15 protein-coding genes are annotated in these 25,396 nt (G+C 42.7%); 1 reads left to right on the top strand and 14 read right to left on the bottom strand.

Annotated features, from left to right (window positions below; translation table 11 throughout):
- Positions 1 to 69: 69 nt before the first annotated feature.
- From AC1DFM_RS33190 to AC1DFM_RS33160, 7 genes are all read right to left on the bottom strand, one after another.
- Entirely contained in the window at positions 70 to 4,341 is a 4,272-nt protein-coding gene (locus AC1DFM_RS33190) for a discoidin domain-containing protein (RefSeq protein WP_477081088.1), read from the bottom strand.
- 49 nt (positions 4,342 to 4,390) lie between these two features.
- Positions 4,391 to 4,912 carry a hypothetical protein gene (locus AC1DFM_RS33185; RefSeq protein WP_477081087.1) on the bottom strand — a complete coding sequence of 174 codons (522 nt, stop codon included), beginning with the start codon at positions 4,910 to 4,912 and terminating at the stop codon, positions 4,391 to 4,393.
- 34 nt (positions 4,913 to 4,946) lie between these two features.
- Positions 4,947 to 5,720, bottom strand: a complete 774-nt coding sequence (locus AC1DFM_RS33180) for a heme ABC transporter ATP-binding protein (RefSeq protein ID WP_477081086.1) — start codon at positions 5,718 to 5,720, stop codon at positions 4,947 to 4,949.
- Complete coding sequence (locus tag AC1DFM_RS33175; RefSeq protein ID WP_477081085.1) at positions 5,720 to 6,751, bottom strand: FecCD family ABC transporter permease; 1,032 nt, start codon at positions 6,749 to 6,751, stop codon at positions 5,720 to 5,722. The genes AC1DFM_RS33180 and AC1DFM_RS33175 overlap by 1 nt, the downstream gene beginning before the upstream one ends.
- Entirely contained in the window at positions 6,729 to 7,607 is an 879-nt protein-coding gene (locus AC1DFM_RS33170) for a heme/hemin ABC transporter substrate-binding protein (RefSeq protein WP_477081084.1), read from the bottom strand. The genes AC1DFM_RS33175 and AC1DFM_RS33170 overlap by 23 nt, the downstream gene beginning before the upstream one ends.
- A gap of 2 nt (positions 7,608 to 7,609) precedes the next feature.
- Positions 7,610 to 9,931, bottom strand: coding sequence for a TonB-dependent receptor (locus AC1DFM_RS33165; RefSeq protein WP_477081083.1), 2,322 nt, complete (start codon positions 9,929 to 9,931; stop codon positions 7,610 to 7,612).
- Positions 9,932 to 10,960: 1,029 nt separating this feature from the next.
- On the bottom strand, positions 10,961 to 11,935 hold the full coding sequence (locus AC1DFM_RS33160; protein WP_477081082.1) for a helix-turn-helix domain-containing protein: 975 nt from the start codon (positions 11,933 to 11,935) through the stop codon (positions 10,961 to 10,963).
- 88 nt (positions 11,936 to 12,023) lie between these two features.
- On the opposite strand from AC1DFM_RS33160, the gene AC1DFM_RS33155 reads away from it, so the two are divergent.
- Positions 12,024 to 13,199, top strand: a complete 1,176-nt coding sequence (locus AC1DFM_RS33155) for an FAD-dependent oxidoreductase (RefSeq protein ID WP_477081081.1) — start codon at positions 12,024 to 12,026, stop codon at positions 13,197 to 13,199.
- A gap of 253 nt (positions 13,200 to 13,452) precedes the next feature.
- On the opposite strand, the gene AC1DFM_RS33150 is transcribed toward AC1DFM_RS33155, so the two are convergent.
- The 7 genes from AC1DFM_RS33150 to AC1DFM_RS33120 form a co-directional block, all read right to left on the bottom strand.
- Positions 13,453 to 14,913 carry a PKD-like family lipoprotein gene (locus AC1DFM_RS33150; RefSeq protein ID WP_477081080.1) on the bottom strand — a complete coding sequence of 487 codons (1,461 nt, stop codon included), beginning with the start codon at positions 14,911 to 14,913 and terminating at the stop codon, positions 13,453 to 13,455.
- Between the two features lie 45 nt (positions 14,914 to 14,958).
- On the bottom strand, positions 14,959 to 15,666 hold the full coding sequence (locus AC1DFM_RS33145) for a DUF4843 domain-containing protein (RefSeq protein ID WP_477081079.1): 708 nt from the start codon (positions 15,664 to 15,666) through the stop codon (positions 14,959 to 14,961).
- A 23-nt stretch (positions 15,667 to 15,689) separates the two neighbouring features.
- Positions 15,690 to 17,159 carry a RagB/SusD family nutrient uptake outer membrane protein gene (locus tag AC1DFM_RS33140; RefSeq protein ID WP_477081078.1) on the bottom strand — a complete coding sequence of 490 codons (1,470 nt, stop codon included), beginning with the start codon at positions 17,157 to 17,159 and terminating at the stop codon, positions 15,690 to 15,692.
- Positions 17,160 to 17,177: 18 nt separating this feature from the next.
- Complete coding sequence (locus AC1DFM_RS33135) at positions 17,178 to 20,654, bottom strand: SusC/RagA family TonB-linked outer membrane protein (protein WP_477081077.1); 3,477 nt, start codon at positions 20,652 to 20,654, stop codon at positions 17,178 to 17,180.
- A gap of 604 nt (positions 20,655 to 21,258) precedes the next feature.
- Entirely contained in the window at positions 21,259 to 22,587 is a 1,329-nt protein-coding gene (locus tag AC1DFM_RS33130) for a thioredoxin family protein (RefSeq protein WP_477081076.1), read from the bottom strand.
- A 28-nt stretch (positions 22,588 to 22,615) separates the two neighbouring features.
- The gene (locus tag AC1DFM_RS33125) at positions 22,616 to 23,788 is read right to left on the bottom strand and encodes a redoxin family protein (RefSeq protein ID WP_477081075.1); all 1,173 of its coding nucleotides are present in this window, start codon (positions 23,786 to 23,788) and stop codon (positions 22,616 to 22,618) included.
- A 79-nt stretch (positions 23,789 to 23,867) separates the two neighbouring features.
- A complete protein-coding gene (locus tag AC1DFM_RS33120; protein ID WP_477081074.1) occupies positions 23,868 to 25,391 on the bottom strand; it encodes a PKD-like family lipoprotein in 1,524 nt (507 codons plus the stop codon).
- Positions 25,392 to 25,396: the final 5 nt, after the last annotated feature.

Genomic DNA, 25,396 nt, shown 5'->3' with positions numbered 1-25,396 from the left:
CGTAATGCCTTAAACAAAAAAGCCTTTGGTCAATGACCAAAGGCTTTTTTGTTTATTAGTGGGGAAATATTATTCCGTTATAATAATTTTTCCACTCATGATCTGTTTGCGCATATTCGGTTTATTATTGAAAATACTATAGATATATATTCCTGCCGGCAGATCACCGGTTTGAATATTTGCGCTGTTGTTAAACAATTCCCGCTTCATCACTCTTCCATTCACATCGTACAACTGTATCAGGCTGCTACCTGAAGCACTGTTCCGGATATGAACGGTTTCTCCTCTCTTCACCAAAGTTGGATATACTTTGATGTTGCTGGCAGACAACATACTTGTCTTACTCAGCATAGGACTGGTATCCGGGCAACCGGTAAAGGAGAGTTCTCCTACAGAGGTCCAGGCATTGCCATTCACTTCTGAGGTAGCGGTAAGCTTCACATATTTCGCTTTAACAGTAGGATTGAACACCACATCCTGTGCTGCCGTGCTATTGGTAAAGTTTCCGGTAGCTACTTGTGTCCAGGTAAGGCTATCTGCGCTTACTTCTACCTTGTAGGCATTAATACGGCCGTTCACAGCTGCCTGCCTTGGTACGTAGGTAAGCTTGCTCACATTATAGGAGCCCCCCAGATAGATAGATACATAGTGTGGCAATGGTGCAGTACTGTTGTACCATTGTGTATGCCAGAAGGTATTGATATCGCCGTCAATTACATTGGTAACAGGTGCATTTTCTCCAACGGTTTCCTGGCTGTCGAACTGGGAGATCCTTAGTTGCGAACGTGGGATCGGTGTATTACAGCTGGACGTTGCTGGTGGAGTACCTGGAATACCTACACCAAAGCCACCCAGGCCGGTATTAAACGTAGCGGACGCAAAATAAATGGTAGCGCCTTTTTTACCGCTGGAATCGCGACTCACTTCAAAGCCGCCAACGCCATCCGGATAAGGATTAGCGGGTGTCACATTGCTAATATTACTGAGCACCTTCACCATCTTTATGGTATCCCATGATTGTGTAGTAGAGGTAGTCCACCCTTGTTTCTCTGTCGGGTTGAAGTAGAGCGTTACGCTAACCCTGCCGGAAGCGTTGTTATTGGCAGGTGTTATTTTAACGGTTTTAGAAGCCAGATAATGTGCGGCAGTACTATCCCAGAATGGAGCGGCGCTGCTGCCGGCCCTATCTACCTTTACGGTAGTGCATCCATAGTCGAAACTGGTCAGATTCTGTATTTTGGCGATAATGGCGCCACTGGTGTCCGAGAAGTAAACGGTGGCATTAGGCCCGAGATACTGTGTGGTACTGCGGTTTAATATGCTGGACACCGGAGTAACAGATGGCCTGGTATTGATGATCAGGTTCGGTCTCGTAGATCCATAACCGGGTGCATTAAACGTACAGCCGGCGCCGCTGGTCTGGCGTTGGAAGGCCGTAGGATTAGCCCCGCTTACAGAGATGGACGCTACCAGATTATCTCCCTGGTCATTGCCATCCGGATTATTGTAACAGGACTGGATGAGTAGGTTGGAATAACCATCCCAATAGAAAGGTTGTGAGAAAGGTATCTGAATCCAGCCGGTATCCGAAACGCTGATGGTGCCTGCATACATGCTGGTCAGCGGGCTGCTGTCGAACACCGTATTGGTGAAGGTGGCTTGTGGTGTGAGTCCAACTCCCACATTAAAGTTCTGGAACGTACTGGTGGTGGTCACTGTTCTGGAGGTAACATGGTAGGAGATGGCGTTGATAAATCCTTTTTGTATACCTGCTGCCCTGAGTTCACTGGCCGGGTAAATGGTTTGTGCCTTCTTATCCGATTGTGTGCCGTTGAATGGACTGGAAGCGCTTCCTCCTGTGGTACCGTTACCATATGTCAGGTTGACAAGAGCGGTATCTCCTACTGGTGAGGCATCCGGATAGGTGATATCCACGCGTGCTGTTTGCGCGGATGGATTGGCCATCGCATTGGTGCTGCCATTTACACTGAAGGTAAGCAGGGAGAATTTACCGGAAGGATCTGTTTTACTTCCATAAACCCTGATGGTGACGGTTCGTGGGGCGGTTTGCCCGGAAGCAAAAATTACGGTGTCGCTGGGAGTAGTGAAGTTCCCATTGGTCGTTACATCAAAATCAACGCCCTGTTTAGCAGAGGAAGTGGAGCCTACCACCAGTTGCACATTTGCATTTCCTGTTGGCGCGGGACTGATGGTCAGGTTCACGGGGTAATCTGTATATGGCTTACATCCCGATATGCTGGTACCCGCTGCAGTGGCGCCAATGGACGTAGTGGCAAAGGAGATCAGCGGCGTGATGGCATTACCTAATTTGGTACCAAAAACACCTCTTCCATAAAAGCTTACCCGTAATTCACTGCTATCAACATTGCCGGTATTATAAGCGAAAAGATCCGTTATATCTGCTACTGTAGGGAGCCCTATGGAATACAGTCCCCAGTCGTTCATGGTTTTATTACGGTAATACACCCCACGTGCGGTAGCCAGATATACGGTTTCATTGGTGGCGTACCTATCTTCCAGCAGGCGGATCACATTTACCTGTGGGAGGGTTCCGCTGATATCAGTATAGGTACTGCCCTTATCACCGGAGCGGTATACGCGGCTTCCGCAGGCAAGATATACCACATTAGTATCGCTGGAGATGGTGGTAACGCTGGCGGCTACACTGGTAGCAGCCGGTGCGGTAACGCTGGTAAAAGTGGGAGTAGCAGCCGTCGCATTGCGGGAGCTGTATACTTTCTGATTAGTAGTGACATAGAATACCACATTGGCGTTAACATTGCTGATCTGTAGCGCATTAATTTTCTCCGCTGCGCTGGCTACATTGGTCCACGATGGTGAGGCTGCTGTAATATTGGCGCTACGCCATAAACCGGTATCTGCCGCAAAAGCGATGTTTACATTTTGCGGTGTAAATTCCAGTTGCATATTGTTAGTCCCTGTGAAGGGCAGGTTATAAGAAGCGTCACTGCCAGTCACGGATCTTCTTTTCCCATTGTAATAATACACCTGGCTATTATTACTGTAGTCAAAGTTGGACCGTGCCCCCCAGTCGCCCCCTCTGTTTGTAAACCAGGGATTGGCAGCATATTTATAATATAATTCCCCATTGTCCTGCGTACCAATGCTGATCATATCTCTTCTGATAGGACTATTGGAAGCATGGTACACTTCGGTGGAAGAGAGTCCGTTGCTTTTGGGAGTCCAGGTAGTGCCGCCATCAGTACAGAGCCATACACCACCATCGTTATAATTAAACAGCCGGCTGTTGTTGTAGGGATCTACTTTTATGCCGTGCATATCGGTATGGATCACAGAAGCCCAATTAGGTTCCATTTGGGTCCAGGTGCTGCCACCGTTGGTACTTTTCCATATCAGGTGACCAACGACGTATACGGTATTGGCATTAGTGGGATCGCCGCACATGGCCCAGTTGTAGTTACCCTGACCGGTAGTGGTGCTGGAATAACCATTCAGATTAGGCGATACATCACCTTTCACCTGGGTGAATGAGGTCCCTCCATTTGTGGATTGGTAAATAACTCCTCCTGCGGAGCCATTGTTGGAACCCACCATTCCCACGTATACGCGGTTGGAATCGGCGCGGGTAACACCCAACCTGGTGCCATTGGCGCCGTTTGCCGGCAGGGTAATCGTGGTAGCGGTCCACGTATCTCCCATATTATTGGAAGTATAAAAACGACCATCCATGGTAACAGCAAACAGCGTGGCCGTATTAGTAACGGCTTTAAAAACCATGTCGGTAAACTGAGCACCAGCCAGTTGTTGCGACCAGGAAACACCGCCATCAGTAGTTTTCCAGATGCCGTCATTCGTAGCGGCTACCAATACATTATGATTTGCGGGCGACATCAGCAGTTCCACGGCCATGCGTGTACCGATGCTACTGTTGGCCGGCAACCAGGATTGTCCACCATCTGTTGTTTTGTAAACGCCCAGGGAAGTACCATAATAGTTGGGATCTCCGGTGCCCAGATAAATGATCTGATCATTGGTGTTGTCGATACACACGGATGCACAAGAGGCTTTCGGCAGATCATCTGTGCCCTGTAACATCCAGGTATTAGCCGTATCGGTACTTTTCCATAGTCCCCATACGCTGGTTGCGTAGAGTGTACCGGAAGTAGTGGGGTGAAATTTCATTTGTGTAACGCGGCCAATACCATTGATCTGACCCGAAGAGTTGATGGGGAAGAGCACAGGCCCTATATTCCGCCAGCTGCCGTAGTTTTGGGCAAATGCTGATGATAGCAGTAGACAGGCGGGTAAAATCAACAATAGATATTTACGTATATGCATTTTAGTTATTTCTGGTTGATGGAAAAATAATTTTTCTCATGGGATATGCTTAGTAGCGCTGTCCGGAGTTACTGGTATCTTTCTTCTCTTTCTCCATCCTATCTCTGGCCTGCTTGGCGTTAATATTGCTCTTTAGTTCTTTTTGCTGCTGCCAGATACGTATCTGCTGATCCTTGTTGAGAATAGTACCATCAGGTTGTACATAAGGGAGTACCTGCCTTCGCCACCACTGGTACTTTTTATACGCAAATGCATATTTCTGTCCCTCCTCTCTTGCTGCAGATTCCCTTCGTTTAAATAAGCCAAGGAACCCGCGCTTTCTTTCTGAATTATTTTTTGTATCCAGTATTTCATCCTCTTCTACTGGCAACTCCTTCCCTTTCCAATAGTCATTAAAGGATTTTTCAATTACAAAGAAGTTGACGTTCGGATCATCCATCATGGCGATCCATTCGGGGGCTTTGGTACTCTGGCGGGCATGCTGCTGCGCTGGGGATGCTATGCCGTAGAGCAAAATCGCCATCAGCAAAACATAGCGCCACAGGGGCTTTTTTACGGATTTAGTTTTCATTTGTATTGGTTGTTGTGAGTGGATAAATACATTTTCAAAATGCCAGAAAATACCGATCGTCCTTTTCATAGATCACCGGCTCCAGCTGGTACACATTTCGTATATGCTCCGGCCTAAGTACTTCTTCCCGACTGCCCTGGGCTATTAACTTCCCCTGATGCAGCAGCAGGATATTGTCGGCAAACCGGGCAGCGATGTTAAGGTCATGTACTACGCCAACGATCAGCAAACCGGGTTGTTGCAATAACTTTTTTAGCAATTCCATGAAATGAAACTGATAATGTACATCCAGGAAAGTGAGTGGTTCATCCAGCAGCAAGTACCGGCAGCTATCCGGAACAGGCTCCCATATCTGCGATAGGATACGGGCAAAGTGTACCCGCTGTTTTTCGCCACCGGACAAACTCATATAATCCCTGCCAGCCAATGCTTCCAGGTGAAACAACTGCATCGCCTCCATGCAATACTGCATATCTTTCCGGGCAGGCGATTCCAGCCGGTGAGGGTACCGGCCCATTATCACCACCTCCCATACTTTTAACGGAAATGACAATTCCTGGTGCTGAGAAAGTGATGCACGTATCCGCGCCAGTTCCGTCTTTCTAAATGTGGAAATATTTTTATCCGCATAGCTGATGGTACCAGAGGTGGGCGCGATTTGTCCACCTATCGCTTTTAACAAGGTCGACTTTCCAGCCCCGTTGGKACCAATGACAAGATGCAGTTTGCCGGCATCCAGTTTCAGGTGGATGGATTGCAACAATACGTGCTGACCCGTTGCGTAGGTCAGATCAGATACTACCAACATCAGTAATAATATTTTTTTCGCCTTAACAGATATATGAAAACAGGTACCCCAGTGACAGCCGTCACAATACCAATAGGCAGTTCGGCCGGACGCAGCAGTACCCTCGCGGCGATATCAGCCAGACTTAACAATATGGCCCCTGTCAATGCGCTGCCCATTATCAGATAGCGATTATCGGCTCCTTTCCACATCCGCATCAAATGAGGAATTACCAATCCAACAAAGCTGATCACGCCGGTGAATGAAGTGACCACTGCCACCATGATGACGTTGATGATGAGTACTTCTCTTTTGAGCCGTTGAACGGAAACACCAGCCAGCATTGCCTCCTCTTCACCCAGGATCAGCAGATTCAATTGTTTGGCATACGAAAGCGATCGCCAGAAACAGATCGCCAGTACCACAGCCGTGATGATTACTGCATGCCAGCTGGCACCGGAAAGAGTACCTAAATTCCAGAAAGTAATAGAGCGGGCCTGCGGATCGCGGGCTAAATAGGAAAGGAAACCGGTGCCACTAAGAAATAATGCGTTGACTGCAATTCCCATCAGCAACAGAGTACCAACAGCTACTTTTCCCGTTTGCTTTGTTTCAGATAAGCCCAGTACCAGAAACGTGGCCACTGCCGCACCAGCAGCTGCTGCCATCGGAAGTGTCCATTCTCCGGCATTAAAATGCAACGATGCTCCCAATACGAAATACAGTGCAGCCCCGAAAGCAGCCCCACTGGAAGTGCCTACCAGTCCAGGCTCTACAATGGGATTCCGGAAGAGCGCCTGTAGTAATACACCGCCTACCGCCAGCGCTGATCCCGCCAGTAAACAGAAAAGCACTCTTGGTAAACGGATCTCCATAAAAATCCGTTCATGCAGGGATAAGTCGCTGTGTCCTGTCATTGTTTTACTGATGGCGCTATATATTTCGCCGGTGCTAATATTAACAGCGCCAAAGCAGGCAGATAACAACACCGTTACTATCAGCAATACTATCAGGATCGGATACACGCCATTATAACGTCTGTTTAGCTGCATGTATCAGTTTTTGAAATGCAAGTACATTAGCGCCTGTACGTGGTCCCAGGTATACAATATCGTGTTCCTCTATCCTGTAGATGCGATGATGCAGCGCTGCTTTAGTACCGGAAACCCCAGGCAGCTCCTTTATTTTTTCGAAAGTGCCCAGCCTGTCATAACCAAAATCAGTCAGGAGTATTACATCAGGATCTGCCTGCGCAATAAGCTCTGCTGATACCTGCTGCATACCTTTGTCGCCACCAATGGGAATGCGGCCTCCTGCCCAATCAATCATTTTAGCGCCCGTGCTTCTTTGGGTAAGCGCCAGATAAATATTCATGGCCCGTCCAAAATGAATAATAACCACTTTAGGTGTATCCGTATATTGGTGTGCGTTAGTAAGCGCCTGGTTCATTTCTGTATCCAGTTTTTTGCAGAGGCTATCAGCCTGCTGCTCTTTATGGAAATAGGCCCCCAGCTGCTGTATCATTGATTTGTCTTGTTCTATGGTGAATACACTGTCCATAAAGGTTTTCATAGGCACTTTCATTTTTTCCAGTTGCCGCATCACATGTTCCGGCCCAATATTGTTGTCGTGTATCACCAGCGTTGGATTTTGTGCCAGTACACCTTCCGCGCTCAGTGCACGGTGATAACCCACTGTTGGTAATGCTTTGATGGCTGGCGGGTAGGTACTGGAGAGATCTACCGCTACCAGGTTCTTTTCCGCTCCCAATGCGTAAATCACTTCATTATATTGTTTGGATAAACAAACAATGCGGGTACTATCGCTATGGAGAAGCGTCTGATGTCCAAATCTTCCACAGGAAGTAAGCAGCAGCATTGCCGCTGCAAGGAGTTTATGTTTATTCATGACTAAAATTTATAGCTGAGATTAAATCCACCATACCAGTTGGCTTTATAGGGGCCAGGTAAGTAAATATTGGGGGCCGCACCGTTGAAGTTGGCATTTAAAAATACCATGGTGTAGTACCGGCTACTGGTGAGATTGTTGCCACCGGCAAATACATCCAGCTGCAAATGTTGGCCAATAGCATGACGGTAACCCAATTTGGCCGACAACAGCGTATACGCGTCTGCGTAATGCCGGTTGTCGTAGGTGATCGGCATCTTATCTACAAATTGCCAGGTAGTATTCAGGTAAATGCCGCATTGGGCAATGAAATCCACGCCTGCATTCAGGAGTTGAGGTGGCACACCGGAGGCCTTGTTACCGCTGTAATCAATAGTTTTGGCATTGTTGTTATTGTCACTACGGAACTGCTTATATGTAAAGCTGGAATACGTATAGCTTACAAATGGCTGTATTAGCGAAAATACTTTCGGATGCGCGGGCTTTATCGCGTAAGATACCTCTGCTTCTATGCCACGGTTTTGCTGCGCTCCTGCATTGGTGGTCATAGTATACAGAACAGTGCCGGCATTATCTGTTACCGCCTGTGAAGTAAGTTTATCTGTTATCTCCATATCAAATACGGCTACCTGAAACACCAGGTTTTTATGCAACCCGGCACCTTTGGCGCCGGCTTCATATTGTATGGATTTCTCCGGTCGTAAGGCGGTATTCACCTGGCTGATCTGCGGAATAACCACCTGTCCGGATACGGGAGGTGAATAACCTTTACTGATGTTGGCATACACCGACACATTTTCATTCAGTGTTTTCAGTACACCAATCTGCGGTGTAAGTACCGGTGTAAATGTTTTATGGCCCGACTGGTCTTTATGTGTAGGATTGGCGCTGTTAGTGAGGCGATCGGTGATGCTATATTCAATGTAATTATTGCTCACACCGGCGGTGACTATAAATTCATTCGGCAGTTTTAATTCCCACTGGGTGAAAATATTGTACTGCATCGCAGATAATTCAAGATCTCCTGTGAGTGCACCTGTAATATTATTGGCTAGTCCATAGCTTTTTTTGAAGGAATTTGTTTTCTGGTATTCAGCACCTATGCTGCCATTCAGGGTGATGGTGCGGCCGGTAAAATGAAAACCGAATGCGGTGCGTGCGCCCAGATTTTGGACGATGTTCCCGGACAAGCCTACTGCAAAGGCCTGTGATTGCTTATATCCGGTAAACCAGGCACTTGTCTGGTTATTAACATGTGTAGAAAATTGAAAGTTATGGGAAATTCCCGCGCGATAAGACTCGAAAGATACATAACCTTTGTTTTTCAGATAGGGAACTTCTCCGGTATCTTTCCGTTGTGCAAACTGAATACTATCGAGCTGTCCTGCCAGTTGGTCGTTCGAATTGTTATAGGCAACATACACAGACAGTGTTTGCTTATCATTGCTGTGAAAGTCACTGATGAGGGAAACAAAGTCTTTTTTGGATCCACTTTGTATACGGTAGCTGTCGTAGTTCTGATGGCCGTAGTTGAGCATAACAGATGATTTTTCATCTGCATGTTCTACCCGTGTGTTAGTTCTGAATAGGCCATAGCTACCGGCCAGCACTTCTTGTGAGATACGGGTGCCATAAGTAGCTGGCTTCAGGGTATACATTTTCAATACGCCACCAATGCCGCTGCCATACAAACTGGAAGCTGGTCCTTTGATCACTTCCACCTTTCCTAATACGGAGAAATCAATATCATCCAGGATGGTAGTCCCTTCTGCATCAGTGACGGGGATGTCGTTCAGATAAGCCTTATAGCCGGCACCATTAAAATTAGTGCCATTACCATATCCCCGGATGGTAATGCGCTGACCGCCGGACATCGTCCTTTTTTCCATATGTACACCGGGAACCAGGTTCAACGAATTTTCGAGAAAGAGGCCGTCATTGCGGTGCAGGTCCTGGTTAGTGAGTACCGCAACAGATTTTGGCTGCAGCAGGTTGATGTTGAATTTACCGGCATTGACCATTACTTCGTTTAGATTATAGGATGCGGCGGTAAGTCCGATCATCAGTTGGCTACTACTGTTCTTAACAGGGATTGTTTGCGTATCATATCCTATAGCCATTACCGTTATAGTACAGTTGGAACATGCTATACTAAAACTGCCGTTTATGTCTGTTGAAGACATAAGTTTACCATTAGCATACAGGCCAGCGCCTTTAATCGGGGCCTGTGTGTAGATATCATATACTTTTCCATGTATTGCCTGTTGGGCATAGCTATGGAGCGACAGTACCGTCGCCAGTAAACAATTAATCAGGGTTTTCATCAGGTAGTTGATTTGGATTTGTGTTAGAATTTTAGCGCGTATACGATTCCGTTGGGCATAGCCATGCTATAGCCGGAAAATAAATTTTCTCATTGTTTTTATACGATTTGGTTAATTACATGAATAACGCGATTAAAAGTTGATGAAAACAACTTGTATTAGTTCATTGGTTCACAGTAAAATCGGATTCACAAAGTCTTTTGATTCTTAGAAGTATCACTCTTCAGTGCTGGTACAGCGCAATTACAATAGTGCTCAAATTAATATCTCTCGTTGTGCTGATGTATCTAACCTGCTTAGGGTTACTTTTCCGGTGGTACTTCGGTATTAAGCAGTTTTTTTTCGCTGATCTCTTAGGTTCGGCTTCAGAAATTGGTTGTTTATATCGAGATAAAGCTAATAAAAAAAATTAGTGGATCATAGCCTTTCTTTCTTTGTTTATTTTTTATGACAATAACACATTGTCTCAGAAAGCGATTATCATACAAATGTAATCGACAGTTGATCAAAAAAATATCCGTAATGTGATAAATACAACAAAACGAGGTATTCAACAGCCAGATAATATTTAAATGAGCAAATCCAAAGTGGCCCTCGAAATCATTTGCCATTATACTCCTAAAACAAAAAGCCTTTCGTATTCTATCTAATACTTTTTCAAATACGTCATATGGAAAAGGTACAATATTCTCAACTGCGTAATTCATATCAGTCGATATACTGAGTCGTGAAATGTACGTGTATGATATTGCTGATAATTCTAATCACTTGTAGTTCAGGCCTCAATAACAATTAGCTGGGATAATAGATAAGAAATGGGGAAGTACCCCCTACTTAAGCTTTGCGGACTGTCGGGGATCACTGTCGAACGCCAGCTATCACTTTTAATATTTTTTAGCACCMTGAACATTATTTAATATATTGATAATCAAAAAAATAACAGACAATAAAACTTAGATTTAAAACTAGAAGGAAATAAAATAAAAAAGTTTCGCACTTCCATTTCAAATATTCATCGATATCAATAAACTATTGGTTCAAATTTGCTTCCCTTTTTGAGAATTTCTTTGGCTTGTCCCCAATATACCGGTGAAATAATTTTGAGAAATGGCTTAAGTTGGTAAAGCCTAGTTGATATCCTACTTCAGAGACAGAAATTTGATTTGTTTTTAAAAGTTTTGCTGCTTCGTAAATCCGGAATTTCTGATGATAATTATATATAGGATTGCCAAAAATTTGTTTAAATAAACGATTGAGTTTACTCTCGCTCATTCCAGCAAATGCAGCTAAAGACGCCAGATTAGGGGGTGTAGTCAAATCACTGATTATTTTATCCCTCACTTTATAAACAGTTTTTACATCTGACGAATTTAAAGGATAGTTACCCAGGGTTTTACGCTTTAATAATTCAATAAAAAAAAGCAAAATCAATTCTTCAACTTTTACTCTATAATAGAATGCTAAAAGATCTTCATTAACATCTGTATTGAAAATTTGTGCAGCAACATCCTGTATGCCGGGAGATATAAATTCCTCATATAAATAGGGCTTGTTTCCGGAAAAAATAGTTTKCAATAGTGTAGTATCGTCATTATGTATCAATTCTAGCAATAGACTCTTATGTACAGTGATTACAATAGCATTAATCCGGGTATGAGCAGCAAAAGAAAAATCAATTTCCATATCGCCGGAACTTACCAGGACAGATGGAAGCTTATTATTGGTGTTTGGAGCGCGTTTATCCTGTGCAAGAACATTTCGAAAGCTAAAAACAATGGTGTCCTTTTTTGATGCCTCGCCGGATTTCTGACCATTGATATCAGTTAGGAGCTCATAATCATGGATCATCATACCCATAGAACCACCCAGCCCTATACGTGATAGGTAACCTTTTCCCAAATTTTCCGGTATGGGAATTTTAATATTTTGCGTTTTTCGATCGTTTTTGAATACAAATATTTCTGAAAAATCTCTAGCGGCTCCTGGACTGGAATCTGATTTCATAATCCTGTTTTCGAATATTAATTGGGTAAATCAGGCTATTTTATTCCACTACTAAAGTACAGCTTTGCGGTATACCAAACTATAAAAAATGAAAAACTTAATTTCAAACAAACATATCGCAATTATAGGGGGCGGCCCCGTAGGCCTGACGGCAGCACGATTATTACAATTAAAAGGCGCATCAGTAGTGGTTTACGAACGGGATCTCAATGCCCAGGCAAGGGCGTTGGGAGGATCCTTAGATATTCACCTTGATACCGGTCAGAAAGCCATTAAGGCCGMGGGGCTTCTGGAAGAATTCTATGCACTTGCCAGATCAACAACTGAAAGAATGGGTGATAGGGAAGGTAATGTCTTATTGGAAATACAGCCGGCCGAAGAACATCTTTTTGACCGGCCGGAAATTGACCGCCCAGATCTAAGAAATTTGCTTTTAAACAACCTCCAAAAGGGTACCGTTTTTTGGGATGCCCATGCTGTTGAAGTCGTTGAAGATGAGGAAAAGTTCCTTATAAAATTTGCTTCCGGAAAAACGGCAATTGCCGATGTTGTTATTATAGCTGATGGATCCATGTCAAAGGCTAGAAAACTGATCACAGAATCTGTACCTCTGCAAACCGGTACATATTGTATAGAGGGAGAAATACTACGCCCTGATATAGAAACACCTTCGCTATATCCACTCGTGGGTACGGGAAATTTTGCAGTGGTTGAAGATAAGAAAACGCTATTTGTTCACACTAAAGGAAACGGACATTTTAATTTCTATGCATCTTTTAGGGAAAAAGGTGATTGGATTAAAAGTAACGGAATAGATTTTACCAAAAGAGATACCGTTGAGGCGTTCCTAAATAAATTGTTTGGTAACTGGAATGCTATTTTTCAGGAATTGTTTAAAGCCAGCAACGAGTTTCGAGGGTTTCCATTAAGAGTAATGCAGGATTTCGAAAATTGGAAACCTCATAAAAATATCACCCTTGCAGGAGACGCAGCCCATGTGATGCCTCCTTTTGGAGGTCTGGGTGTAAATTTAGGATTACTTGATGCCCTGTCCCTTACAGAAAACTTAACCTCTGATAAATTGCCGGATATAAAAACTGCCATTGCAAATTATGAACAAAGAATGGCAGTCGATCTTAAGCCTCATATTTCAGAGACAATTGCAGCGGATGATAGAATCCATACCCAAATAATTTCTTCAGCCGAACGAGTAGAGAGAATGAAAAAGATGAGAGGGGAATCAATTCACAATGAGCAGCGTTGAGCCCAAAACAAAGAAGCCTTCGGTTTGTAACCAAAGGCTTTTCTAAATTTTTGCGGAGAGTCAGGGATACCAATCGAACCCCTTATTTCTCTTTTAACATTTTTTAGCGGGATAAATTTCTCATAAAACCATGATTACCATAATTTTATACTCTTTTCTATTTTCAGTCAAAGAAACACATAAAAAATAACACCATTAATCTGATGGATGGAGAATCCTTAAAAAAATGTCTTACCAGTAAACTCTAAACTACCTATTTCTGTTGGTATACAAGATCAACTATTTTATCAAACCCTGTAAACACTTTAGCTGGCGCGTTACCTTTAATATCCCCTGTCCCGGATAGATCCAGGTAGTATACCTTTCCCTTCGTTCCATCAAAGGTAGCGGCTACAATCCGGGCGTCATTCAACGCATGATCGAAGCCATCATTAATATAATACATCTTCATCGTGCTAACCACCTCATTACTTTCAAACTGATAGGCTAATCTCGATTTGTTAGCCGCAATATCATAGAGATATATCTTATTTCCGCTGGCATAATACAATTGCGGAACTGTTTGCGACATGGTAAATAAAGTAGCCTTCCCTATTTCCGGACTATTTAAAACAGGCTGCCAGTGGTTAGCCACAGGTCCGCCACCTGTTGGATCTATCACGTATAGAAAACAACTATCATTATTTATATTTTTGAAAATAGCATTGTTGTAAAAGTTTGCACCAGCATCCATCACAAGCATATTTTTACGGATATTATTCATATCAAAAGCCTGCGTTGAGTCCATCTCTCCCCAGGCAACAAGTGATTCTCCGAATTCCGGAACGAATAAAAATCTATAATTCTTCTTATCAAATATAATGGTGGGAATGCCGAATCCAAATCCACCGACAAAAGGTGCAGCCACATAATCTCCCTGAGGTAAACGGAGTTTATCACCAAAGGACCTTCCTCCAAACATAGGCGTCTGCGTGTATACGCTTCCATCATTAATCAGGCATATGGTATTACTATAGCCAGGCCATGTAATCGACTCTGGCCGCAGAACAGCAGGTAAGCTATAAAACCAGTCCCTGTAAGCTCCCTGTGCCTGAAAGGTGTTTTTAGCCAGCTCATATCCACCATCGGCAAACAACACATAATTCCGCTGTCCGGAAAAAAAGCTATTCACACTCACTAATCTGAAGGCCTCTGCGGGAAGTGCAATGGCAGGATTCGCCGCGGAAAATATATGCCTATATACGGTGTCATTTGGGGTAACTATACTGATATCCCCGTTATTCCTCCCGGCTTCCAGCAACATCCAGCCTTCAGACAGTTTTGAAGAAACATTCAATGCGAAATGATGATAAGAGCTTACGCCGGTAATACTATCCGTCACCTTAAGGATAAGCGTATATGCATCACTGATGGGTGACAACCCAATTTGCACATGCAGGGTTTTATCAGTAGAAATAATCATTGCGGGCAAAACAGGACCGGTAATATCGTGAGAGACCGTCCACTGGTATTTCAATACTTTTTCATCAGGCGATCGTTGTGTAATTAGCGGCTGTATGCTCAGTGTATCAAACTGGGAAACGGAAAAAGTATCAGTGGCAGCGGCAATGGAGATATCATTGATGTCATGATAACTGTAATTACCTTTGTCTTTATAACAACCGGTAAATGACAAAGTAATTACCACAGACATTATTATTAGAAAAAATTTCATCTATTTGTTTTTGAAGGCATCAAAATTTTTGTTTCTCACTCCCTATTAAAAAGTCACCCGGCTACCTTTCTCATCTATCATCGGCCCATTCTTTGTTTCATAATCTGCCAGCGCATTCTTCATTCTTTGTTCAAAATAGGAGTATTCACTATATGACATGGAATTGGTAAACTCGGAGATGCCTAATACATCAATAATAAAGCGATACTTTCTTTCACTGTAGTCCCCGAAATAATTCTTCAGCCACGAATCCCAATCACTAGGCTTAACGAGGATATTACTAATGACAACTCTATAAAATAACTGATCGTAAATACCGGTTTTAAAATCTTTTGATGCCATTAATTTCATGACTATTTTCACTTCCTTAACATCCATCTCCGGTGTTTTTTTTATGATTATACCAAGCTTTGTCGCAAAAGAATCTGCCGGCATGATGTAATTCATTAGTTCATAGTCACGCCCTTTCACGGCTGTTGTTAAGCTATCCACCGGCCTGAAATCAATCACCCGGTCCTGCGGACTGGCATCTCCCATAATACGTACAGTGGCCCAAACAGTATCTCTTACGCGGTCACTGTTTTTAATCGCAAAGGAGTAATTGACACTATCATATTGATAATTTAACCAGTTTTTATAAATATAAATTTTCGGATCATTCCTATATATCAGCTTATCTTCTTTTTTACATGCCCATGCGCCGCTTATCATGAACAGTAGTGCCACTCTGCAATACAAGCTATTTCTTTTCATAATTATTTTATTGTATGCTGTTATCAACCTCTGTTGCCAAATTGAACTTCATCATCCGGTAGTGGAAATACATAAATCACATCTGATCCGGGTATGGATGTACCTGAGATACTTTTACTATTCCGCCTTTTATAGTAAAACCAAAGCTGGCCCTCACAGTAAAATTCCTTTTCATAGGATTTAAATATTTCATTCTGCAGGTTATCTGGGAGTAGCACATCGGGAAGCGGGGCAATACCACGATTCTCTCTGACGGCATTCAGGTAACTGACCGCAGTAGGCACATCAGCCGTACATTCCGCTGCTATAAAATATACTTCGGGAAGACGGAGCAATGGCATTAGTTCCTTATATGCGGCCACCACCTTGCTTTCCTGCCATAATTTAGAAGGGAATCGTATGGTTCCATCCAGCTCCCAAAGAAAAGCATACCTATAGTCTGTACTACCACCATTTGCGATCTCAAAAATATTATTAAGCCTTACTTCAGGAAGCGTCAGTTGATAGGAATTTCCTGTTGAATATTTAAAGTATTTATCAACTGATGCTTTTAAATTATAGATATGCAGGGAAAACATATGCTCTGTTCTGAATGTTCGATCTTTTGTAGATACAGCACCTGTGAGAGCCACTTTTTGCACAAAACTGAACCTGTGGGAATTAATTACCTGCAATGCATATTTCAACGCATTTACCTTATCGCCCTTATATAAATACACCCTCGCCAGTAAAGCCTTCACAGCCCATAAATTGAAATGATTTTGCCGGTAAGCCAGCAACCAGCTATCATTGGGCGTAAAATTATCAACAAGGGAATCTGCACTTAATAACTGTTCGGCAGTTTTCAAATCAGCTATTACACTGTCCATTACAACCGATGCCTTTAATTGTGGCGTTACCTTTAATGAAACGGTAGTAACATAAGGAATGCAAATTTTGTCAGGATTGGTAGCATATACAGGACCAAACATACGTAGTAAATCAAAATGCATAAAGGCGCGTAGTCCGAGGGCCTCTCCCTTAACAAGTGCGTAGTTTTGTCCTGAAAAAAGCCTTTTCTGCGCATCAATTTGTTGCAGGATATTATTATCATTTACAATAGCATTATACATACTATTCCAGATACCCGCAACGGTTGATTTCACATTGGCATCCTGGTAATTATATAAGCCGGTTTGATAAAAAGCGCTGGAGCTACCACTTATGTCGTATCGCTGGGCCAGTGCATCCATAAACCCCATGGTCATATTATCACCATAAAGAGAAGTATTTGTCATCAGCGTATACACGCCGGTCAGCGCATCAACAAACCCCTGTTCGGTAGAAAACAGGTCGTTTTCTTTGACCTGTGATTTAGGGCGTACGTCCAGCCATTTGCTGCAGGAAGAAACACACAGTACCAATAAAATACTGAAGACTAATATTATAAAATATGATCTTCTCTTTAAAAATACGGCGCCTGAATACAGGGATTGAAATTGTATCTTTTTCATACTCAAATATTATAGATGCTAGAAACCTGCTTGTATACTGAGAGAATAGGTTCGGGCGAAGGGATAGTCCAGTCCGCGTTCCTGTTTGATAGAGGATATTATAAAAGGATTATTAATATAGAAATAGGTTTGCAGATTTTCCATTTTCCATTTTTTTGTTAAAACAGATGGAAAGCGGTAACCAAGTGTTATTCCGTCGCAATAAAGTATATTATTATCCTGCACAAACCGGGAAGAAGCCTTCGTCATGTCTGTGCGCGTAAAGCCGTTCACATCTGCTACCCCTTTAAAATAAGTAAAATCGCCCGGCTTTTGCCAGCGCTGCTCCAACACCCTCCTGTCTACATTGTAATTAGGGTTGGCGTTTTCCACGCGATCTGCGAGTGTCTGGTTGTATTGCTGCCCTCCCAGATTAGTACGGAAAGCCATATTTATACTGAATCCCTGGTACAAAAAATTTGTGCCAAATGTTCCATACATAAAAGCATCGCTATTACCTGCCGGTGCCTGATCATGAGGATCCCATGTATAGGTAGGCGAACCGTCTTTCTTCCTGAAAATCTCGTAGCCGTTGCTGGGATCAATTCCGGAAGAAGGAACCGCATAAATGGTATTAATTGACTGCCCTTCCTGAAATAATATTACCGGCGTTGTAACAGGAGTGGATCCTGTTTGTTTAGTCAGCTGGTCCTCGTTTTGCTGTTTAAGCGCATCAGAAATTTTTACAATTTTGTTGTCGTTGTGAAACAGATCGGTGTATATACTCCAAAAAATACTTTTCTTCTCATTCTTCACCAGGTTAAACTTTATGTAAGCTTCATAACCTCTGTTCTGTACTTGTCCGAGATTAGCATTGTAACTATTAAATCCCATTGAAGGTGGCGTGGAAATAGAAGTAATAAGTGAATTGCTGTTCTCCACATAATAATTAGCCGTCACTGACAACCGGCTGTTAAATAATGTAATATCTGTTCCTATATTTGTTTTTAAGGATTGCTGCCATTGCAAATCGGGGTTTCCCAGGCCCAGCAGGTATGCGCCGATGCCGGCACGATACCGTTCGTTGGTAAAGTATTGGTACGACTGCAACGACATATAGGCAGGAAAATTCTGTGAACCGGTAACGCCATAAGACGCCCTTAACTTAAACTGATCCATCCAGGTAAACCGCTGCATGAACTTTTCTTTATTTACATTCCATCCCGCACCTATTGACCAGAAAGGAGCAAATCTACGGTTAGTACCGAATTGCGAAGAGCCATCTGTACGTAAGGAAAGGTCGAGCAGATAGCGGCTGTCATAAGCATAACTTGCATTGGCCAGTATCCCGATTTTATGAATTACACTTTCATTACTGGATGGCTTACTGTTAGGCTGATACTGGTAGGCGTAGGCGATATTATCCAGGTGTTCATTCGGAAATCCAACTGCCACAACACCCATATCCTGCGAAGAAAACTGCTCGATATGTAATCCTGCTGTGGCATATAGCACATTCTTTCCAAAAGAATTGCCATAGTTCACATTAAGGTCTCCCTGATAGGATACCGTATTGCCTTTATTGACGGTATAACTACCACGGTTAAAAAAATCATCACCGGTATAGCCGGTTGCAAATTGCGTACTGCCAGCGGAATAAAATTGCTCACTATTATCTTTTTGTGTATAAAACCCCAGGCGGGCTACCACCTTCAAGGCTTCTAAGATATTCCAGTTAACTTCAAAATTATTGGCGACATTCAGGTAGTCGCTGAAGTTTTTATTCTTCAGGGTGGCATTATACATCGGACTATATATCGTTCCCTGGTTTCCGGAATCATCCAGCACTTTAGGAATATGACCACTGCTATCTGTTACACGCCAGTAAGGATTTAACCTGGCAAAAGTTCCGAAGCTTCCAAAAGGAGATTCCGTCGATTTATTATAGCTCACTGAAAGGTAATTTCGAAAAAGCAGGTTGCTGCGTCTGTAGATCAGGTTCATACCGCCTTCATAATTAGTGCGGCCTGAACCTTTCATCACACCGTTGTTATCATTGTTATAAGAAAAGTCAACCCCAAACCGGACGTAGTCGTCACCACCCTCCAGGTAAAGACTTTGTTTATGTCCAAAAGCAGTACGCAGTGGCTGTGAAAGCCAGTACGTATTTACGCCGCGTTTTACTTCTCCCAGCCGCTTACTATATAATTCAGCCTTTGATTGCTGATCATTGATGGAGGTACCGTTATAGATGCCCGATACTTTTTCCAATTGCAGTTTCTCCGCAGCATTCAGCAAGTCATAGCTGGTGAGGTCCGGCATGGTAAGCGTATAGTTGCTGCTGTATGAAAGCTGTAATTTCCCTTTTTTAGGTTGCCGGGTATCAATGACTACCACACCATTGGCAGCCCGTGATCCATAGATAGCTGTGGCCGACGCATCCTTCAGCAGGGTAACTTTTGCAATCCTGTTCATATCCAGATCATAAATTTTCTGCAGTGTTGCTTCGAAACCATCCAATATGAACAATGGTAAGTTCGGACTTTCCGTATACTGATTTTTCAGGTTCGGTAAGCTGTTGCTGCCGCGCATTTGAATATCCGGCAATTTATTAGGGTCGGAACCGAACTTTATATTTTCCGGAATACGAAAGGAAGGATCCATAGATTTTAATGCCTCCAGCACATTTCTATTTCCTACCTCCTGCAACTGCTTAATCGTAAAGCTTTTCGCAGCACCCGTATAATTAGAGACCGGTCTTTCGTAAATACCGTTCACCACCACCGTACTCAATCCTTGTACTTCCGGCTCCAGCTGCATATTATAAACGATCTGCTTTTCTTTTAAAGTCGCCTCTTTCTGCTTAAATCCCAGGCAACGGAATAATATAGTGGTGGCTCCTTCCGGGAGTTTCAACTTAAATGTTCCCTGCACATTGCTGAAGGTAGCGGCATTAGCATTTTTTACGGAGATAGTCACTCCTTCCAATGGTTTATTGTCTTTGGAAGATGTTACCCGGCCTGATATTTCTGCAACAGCGAGTCCAGACAAGTCCAGCGTGGAAGAAGAAGAATCTGCTGATGAATGCTGCGGTTTGCGGGTCAATACCACCGTTTTGTCTTCAATAAAAAAATTGAAAGGTTGGTTTTTAAAAGCTACTTCAAGAAAATTTACCAAAGGCATTTGGGTCACGATAAGTGAAATATTTTGAGCTCCTTTCAGATCTTTTTTATTAAAGAAAACTGAATACCCGGTTTGCTTTTCAATGATTGAAATAACCTTCGTAATGGGTATATTTTTATCTGAAACCGTAATAGACTGAGACTGCCCGGCAACCGGAACACTCATTAAAAAAGCCATCAGCAATATCATACCGGAACTGATATTCAACAAATGTTTAGCAAAATTACGGTACTGTTTGCGGTGGCGATCCTGTCCGGCATTCATTGTCTCGTATCTACAGCACGAAACAACTGTACTCATGGTCTGGCCCAGGACCGTGGGAAATAATTTCATATGTTCACTGTTCATATAAGTTACAATTCAGGCAAGGTTGCCTATTGGTTGACTGACATCTGATATTGAATTTTGTTCCTGTACCTAAATACGACGGTCAGGCTTTTCTAATTGGCAATTGTTGGTTGTTAAATAAATACTTGCATTCCGACATCCCTGTTCTATCTACATTTTGGTTGGGTTGATATAACCACCTACTGCTATTTCAATATAAATCCATGCTATTCTATCTGACGTTCAATAAATTAACAAAACAATGGATGATGATAACAGGATGATCCAATTTCTGACAACCTTTTTAAAAAAAGTGCTCAAAACCGGCATATTTTACATGACATTCTATATTAATTTTATATAAAAAAAATAACGATGACCTCCTCTTCTTGTACTAATTGGCATTCCTTATTATAGCGGCTGCCGGGAGCCCCGGTCTCCCGGCGACCAAAGCATTACTTACTATTGATTCTAAAGAGGAGACGGCAAGGGGCACAAATTTACCCCACCGTTCGGTGAAATTTTTAAAATTTCTTTTACGTGCAACGGGCAGATTCAATATATTAAAATAAACAAACATACAAACAGACGCTGACGCCGTATTATTTAATTAATACAAGGAAACAACTTTTTGACCTTTGGTCATGGCTTCATATACTTTTTTATATTCGCTGGCAGACCTGGTTTCATGTTCTTCTTTAAGCATTTCGGCCATCTGTTTGGTAGCATTCTGCCGGTTACCTATATTATAGTCCACTATAGACCGGCTAATACGATTTCTGAGCGCATTGTCAATCCTACAGGACTTTGCCGCCAGCAAAACAGCCAGGTCCTGATCTTCTTTTGTAGAAATGATTTTTGAGAACAACATAGCATAACTGCTACACCAGCCAGCTACTGCTGTTGTATCAATACCAGCAGGTACCCGATTAATATCCTCTTTGCTCAACAGTACAAGTTCGACTCCAATAAAGGGATTCCGATTTTCTGGCAACAAGTGACGCCTGATGTATTGCGCTTTAACTTTAACTAACTGCACGGTATCCTTTATGTTTCTATACAAGTCCTCCAAGAGTTCAAGTTGTAATTTATCGGCCTTCCGTGGAGATGGCGTAATAAATTTCAGGTTATCTGCCAATTTCTTTACGCGTTCCGCTTTTTCCACTGAAGGTAGCTTCCCATCCAGTATGCCTTTTATTCCTATCCTGGTGGCGTCTTCCAGCTCCGTTACAAAACGCAACTCAGCCAAATCATCTCCTTCCAGCGCCTTGATAATGGCTGCATATTCCTGTATGGCGATACTATATGCGGTATCATTTTTATAATGAAACCACATAGCAAAATTTTTGAGATCTGTGCGGGTATAATTTTTTTTACCCGTAAAAAATTTTCGGATAAATACATCAAATGCCTCATCAGTCGATTGTTTCTCCGTATTCTTCCGCTTCATATATTTCACCAGGAAAGTCTCATCATAATTTCCTGAGACAAACGTCGCTTCCAGCTCGCTCATAGGTATTTCCGTTCCGGCATGCTTTGCTTCCATACCGTCCGCTAAAGCCAGAAAATTTGCCTCCGGCATGGAACCCGCAGTACTTCCTACCAGCGAGGTAGTGACAGGATCAATAAACAGATAGGTTGGATATCCTCTTACTGCATATTGCTTCGCCAGTGCAATACCCTCGCCTATTTCAGCATCAATTTTATAATTGATGAACAGCCTATTGTACTTATCTCCCACTTCAGGCTTTGGAAATACCTGGTTACTCATGGCCCTGCAGGGACCGCACCACGAGGTATAAACATCTACAAAAATGAGCTTGTTCTCCGCTTTTGCCTTTTGCACTGTCGACATCCAATTGGTCGTTTCAAAGTGTATACCCTGAGAGGTTGCGAATACCGGCGCTAATAACCCCAAAAATACGATCAACTTCTTCATGACTAAATTTTAAATGTATGCTTCAATATTATTTCCCATCAAATATTTCCCTGAGTGTATTATCTATATCGTTAGTGGCGCTGGCTGTTATACGTAGTAGCACTTTCCCGTTTTTGCCCAATAAAATTTTGGTAGGGAAACCGTCGATACGATATTCATTAACAAGATCTTGCTTTTCCATTCCATCGTTGTTAAGAATATGCACCCAATTAGTGCCATCTTCTTTAATTGCGGCTAGCCATTTCGCTTTTCTTTCCTCAGGAGTTTTTGCATTTTCAGATGCAATGGCAATAATTTCAAACCCTTTATCTTTATATTTACTATATAATGCTTTCAGGTGTGGATGGCTCGCCCTGCAGGGTCCACACCAGCTACCCCAGAAATCAAGCAATACCACTTTTCCTTTATAACCGGAAAGGTCTATTTCGTTGCCATCTTTATCTTTTCTCAGGAATGGAATAGCTGGCTTCCCTACGGCTGTTACAGATAATCTTTCGATTTGCCTGGAAACAGATTTGCCAATACCCGTAAGTTTATATTCATTGGTGAGGTGATCGAAAGCTTGCTTATATGCTTCTGCCGTATAATGATTTCCTATACCGCTTAGTAAATACATGCTGGCAAAAGAGCCAGGATGTTGATCTATAAAACGCTTCTTCGAATTGGAAATCTCATTTTGAATCTCCGCGCTTTCATCCGTCAGCTTTTTAATTGCTACACTATCCTTTGTTAAGTCCATAGAAAAGGTAGTCGCACTGATATCCCATTCCCGCTTCTCCGCCTCCTTTACCGATTCCAGGTATTCCGCGAACTCATTATTTTCAATGTCTCCCGTTACACTGGCAATATGAAGATCGGTAACAGCGCCGGCTATATTAATATCTGTTTTATAAATGAATACGGGCAGTTGAGGAGCAGGGCTACCGTAATTAATTCCATTTACTTTCTTCAAAAGATCTCTTTCAAATGAGGTATTAAACCTGGCTACCATCGGACCAGACTGTTTCTTCACTTTAAAACTGAAATGGCCATCCGTCGCCGGCGCCTTATAATAAACATACTTCCCATTATCGTCGTAAAAAGTCAGGTTCACATTCAGATTCCCCAGTCCCTTTAAAACACCTTTGACAGTGAGGCTATCCTGTTGACCAAAAGAAAAAAGAGATATCAGCAAGGGTACTATTAGTAATATATATTTCACAGTATATTTTTTTTATAATGAAATGAGCTCATTTTATTTTCGAAAAAACGGGTTACATCTGCAAGGAACCGGCGGTTTTTCAGGGCCGTTCGCGGTATGATAAACTTACTATTTTACCAAGGCCGTTATATTCTTTGACCAGCTGAAACGGTTGTTGCACTGGTAACACGTTATAAAACCGCATACTTCCGGAGGTAGCCGGATCAGACCCGCTGTAGCTGCAAACAATCAGTCGTTTGGCATTATCTGCATAATATTGGCTCACGCGACTGCTATAGAGAAATTTGTGAAACTTAATACAGCTGACTTTTTGAGTGCCATAGTCAAGCATCAACTTGCTGCTCCTGTTATTAAAATCGTAGGAATATAGCTTGCTGCCTGCATAGTACATGACATATCCAAACTCCGGGCTAATCGCAAAACCTTCTGCCTTATCAATATCTGTTGCAGTATTAACGGGTATTTCTCCATAGTATACCTGGTTAATCTTGTCGTCAAATGTAAAGCGGGCCAGCCAGTATTTGCCTGTTATAGGGTCTTTCAGTATGGCAAATACATTCCCATTGTTATAAGTGGAGTAATCCATGTATACCAGGTCTTTTCCTGTATTATTAAAGTCAAAGAGTTMCCCAGGCGGCAGGGGCGAACAGGAGGACTCTTTATTTATATGCCGCACAAAGCGCCTGTTGTCATCATCATAAAACAAAGCGGAGGCACTCACACTATTGCCGTACATATACTTGCTGGCCTTAAAGGGTTTTACATCCCCCTTCATTTTATTGATAGGCTCACTGTATCTTGTACTCCAGGTTCTATCATAAAAATAGACGTTATTATTTGTGCCGTGAAGCCACGCCATTTGAAAGAACAGATTGGTCATATTATCTGCCGTAAAGTCACTATTGACACTATTGGTAAACTCGTACTTAATGTCGTAGGTAACATCATATTTGAAACTCTCCGGATGGATTTTCGTCGTTCCTCCCGCGGTACATATGTATATGCCGTAGAGTCTCGGGTCATACGGATAGCAGTTCATAAACAGTGGCTTCGCCGATAAATAACGATCAGGCACGTTTGCATTCATAGAAGAAAGCACATCTGTCAGGATACGGTATCCAGTATCCGTTTTTGTCAGCATATCTATCCTTGTTTTCCCATGCACGTCGTTCATGAGCATCCATCCTTCATATACTTTACTCAGAATAGTAAGACTAAAAGTTTTTTGCCATTGTACTCCTGTGATCTTGTCAGTAACTCTATAATAAATCCGGTAGGGTCCAGGGCTAAAAGCTACTACCAGGTCCAGGTTTCTGGTGGTGGCAATTTCCGTGCGCACATCAGCCGGCAATACGGCGTCGGTGCGAAGCCCCGTCCATTCATAAGCATACCGGGCGGTGTCATTACCGTTGTCCTGCGTAAATGTAAGTTTTGGTTTAATATTTATCCGTTCTCCCAAATAACCTGTATACGCATCTGCAATCCCTTCAAACTGCACCTCGTTTATTTGTTCATATTTGTAGTTTCCCTGATCCTTGTAACAGGCTCCTAACATTACCAGGGACATACCTAATAACCAATATTTAAAATGTGCCTTAGCCATAATTT

Source organism: Chitinophaga sp. 05T412, from assembly GCF_056396465.1.
This window is presented reverse-complemented; position numbering and strand designations above follow the sequence as displayed.

Coding starts and splice junctions, on each gene's coding strand:
- AC1DFM_RS33190 (WP_477081088.1), bottom strand. CDS start 4,341: ATGCATATACGTAAATATCTATTGTTGATTTTACCCGCCTGTCTACTG.
- AC1DFM_RS33185 (WP_477081087.1), bottom strand. CDS start 4,912: ATGAAAACTAAATCCGTAAAAAAGCCCCTGTGGCGCTATGTTTTGCTG.
- AC1DFM_RS33175 (WP_477081085.1), bottom strand. CDS start 6,751: ATGCAGCTAAACAGACGTTATAATGGCGTGTATCCGATCCTGATAGTA.
- AC1DFM_RS33170 (WP_477081084.1), bottom strand. CDS start 7,607: ATGAATAAACATAAACTCCTTGCAGCGGCAATGCTGCTGCTTACTTCC.
- AC1DFM_RS33165 (WP_477081083.1), bottom strand. CDS start 9,931: ATGAAAACCCTGATTAATTGTTTACTGGCGACGGTACTGTCGCTCCAT.
- AC1DFM_RS33150 (WP_477081080.1), bottom strand. CDS start 14,913: ATGAAATTTTTTCTAATAATAATGTCTGTGGTAATTACTTTGTCATTT.
- AC1DFM_RS33145 (WP_477081079.1), bottom strand. CDS start 15,666: ATGAAAAGAAATAGCTTGTATTGCAGAGTGGCACTACTGTTCATGATA.
- AC1DFM_RS33140 (WP_477081078.1), bottom strand. CDS start 17,159: ATGAAAAAGATACAATTTCAATCCCTGTATTCAGGCGCCGTATTTTTA.
- AC1DFM_RS33135 (WP_477081077.1), bottom strand. CDS start 20,654: ATGAAATTATTTCCCACGGTCCTGGGCCAGACCATGAGTACAGTTGTT.
- AC1DFM_RS33130 (WP_477081076.1), bottom strand. CDS start 22,587: ATGAAGAAGTTGATCGTATTTTTGGGGTTATTAGCGCCGGTATTCGCA.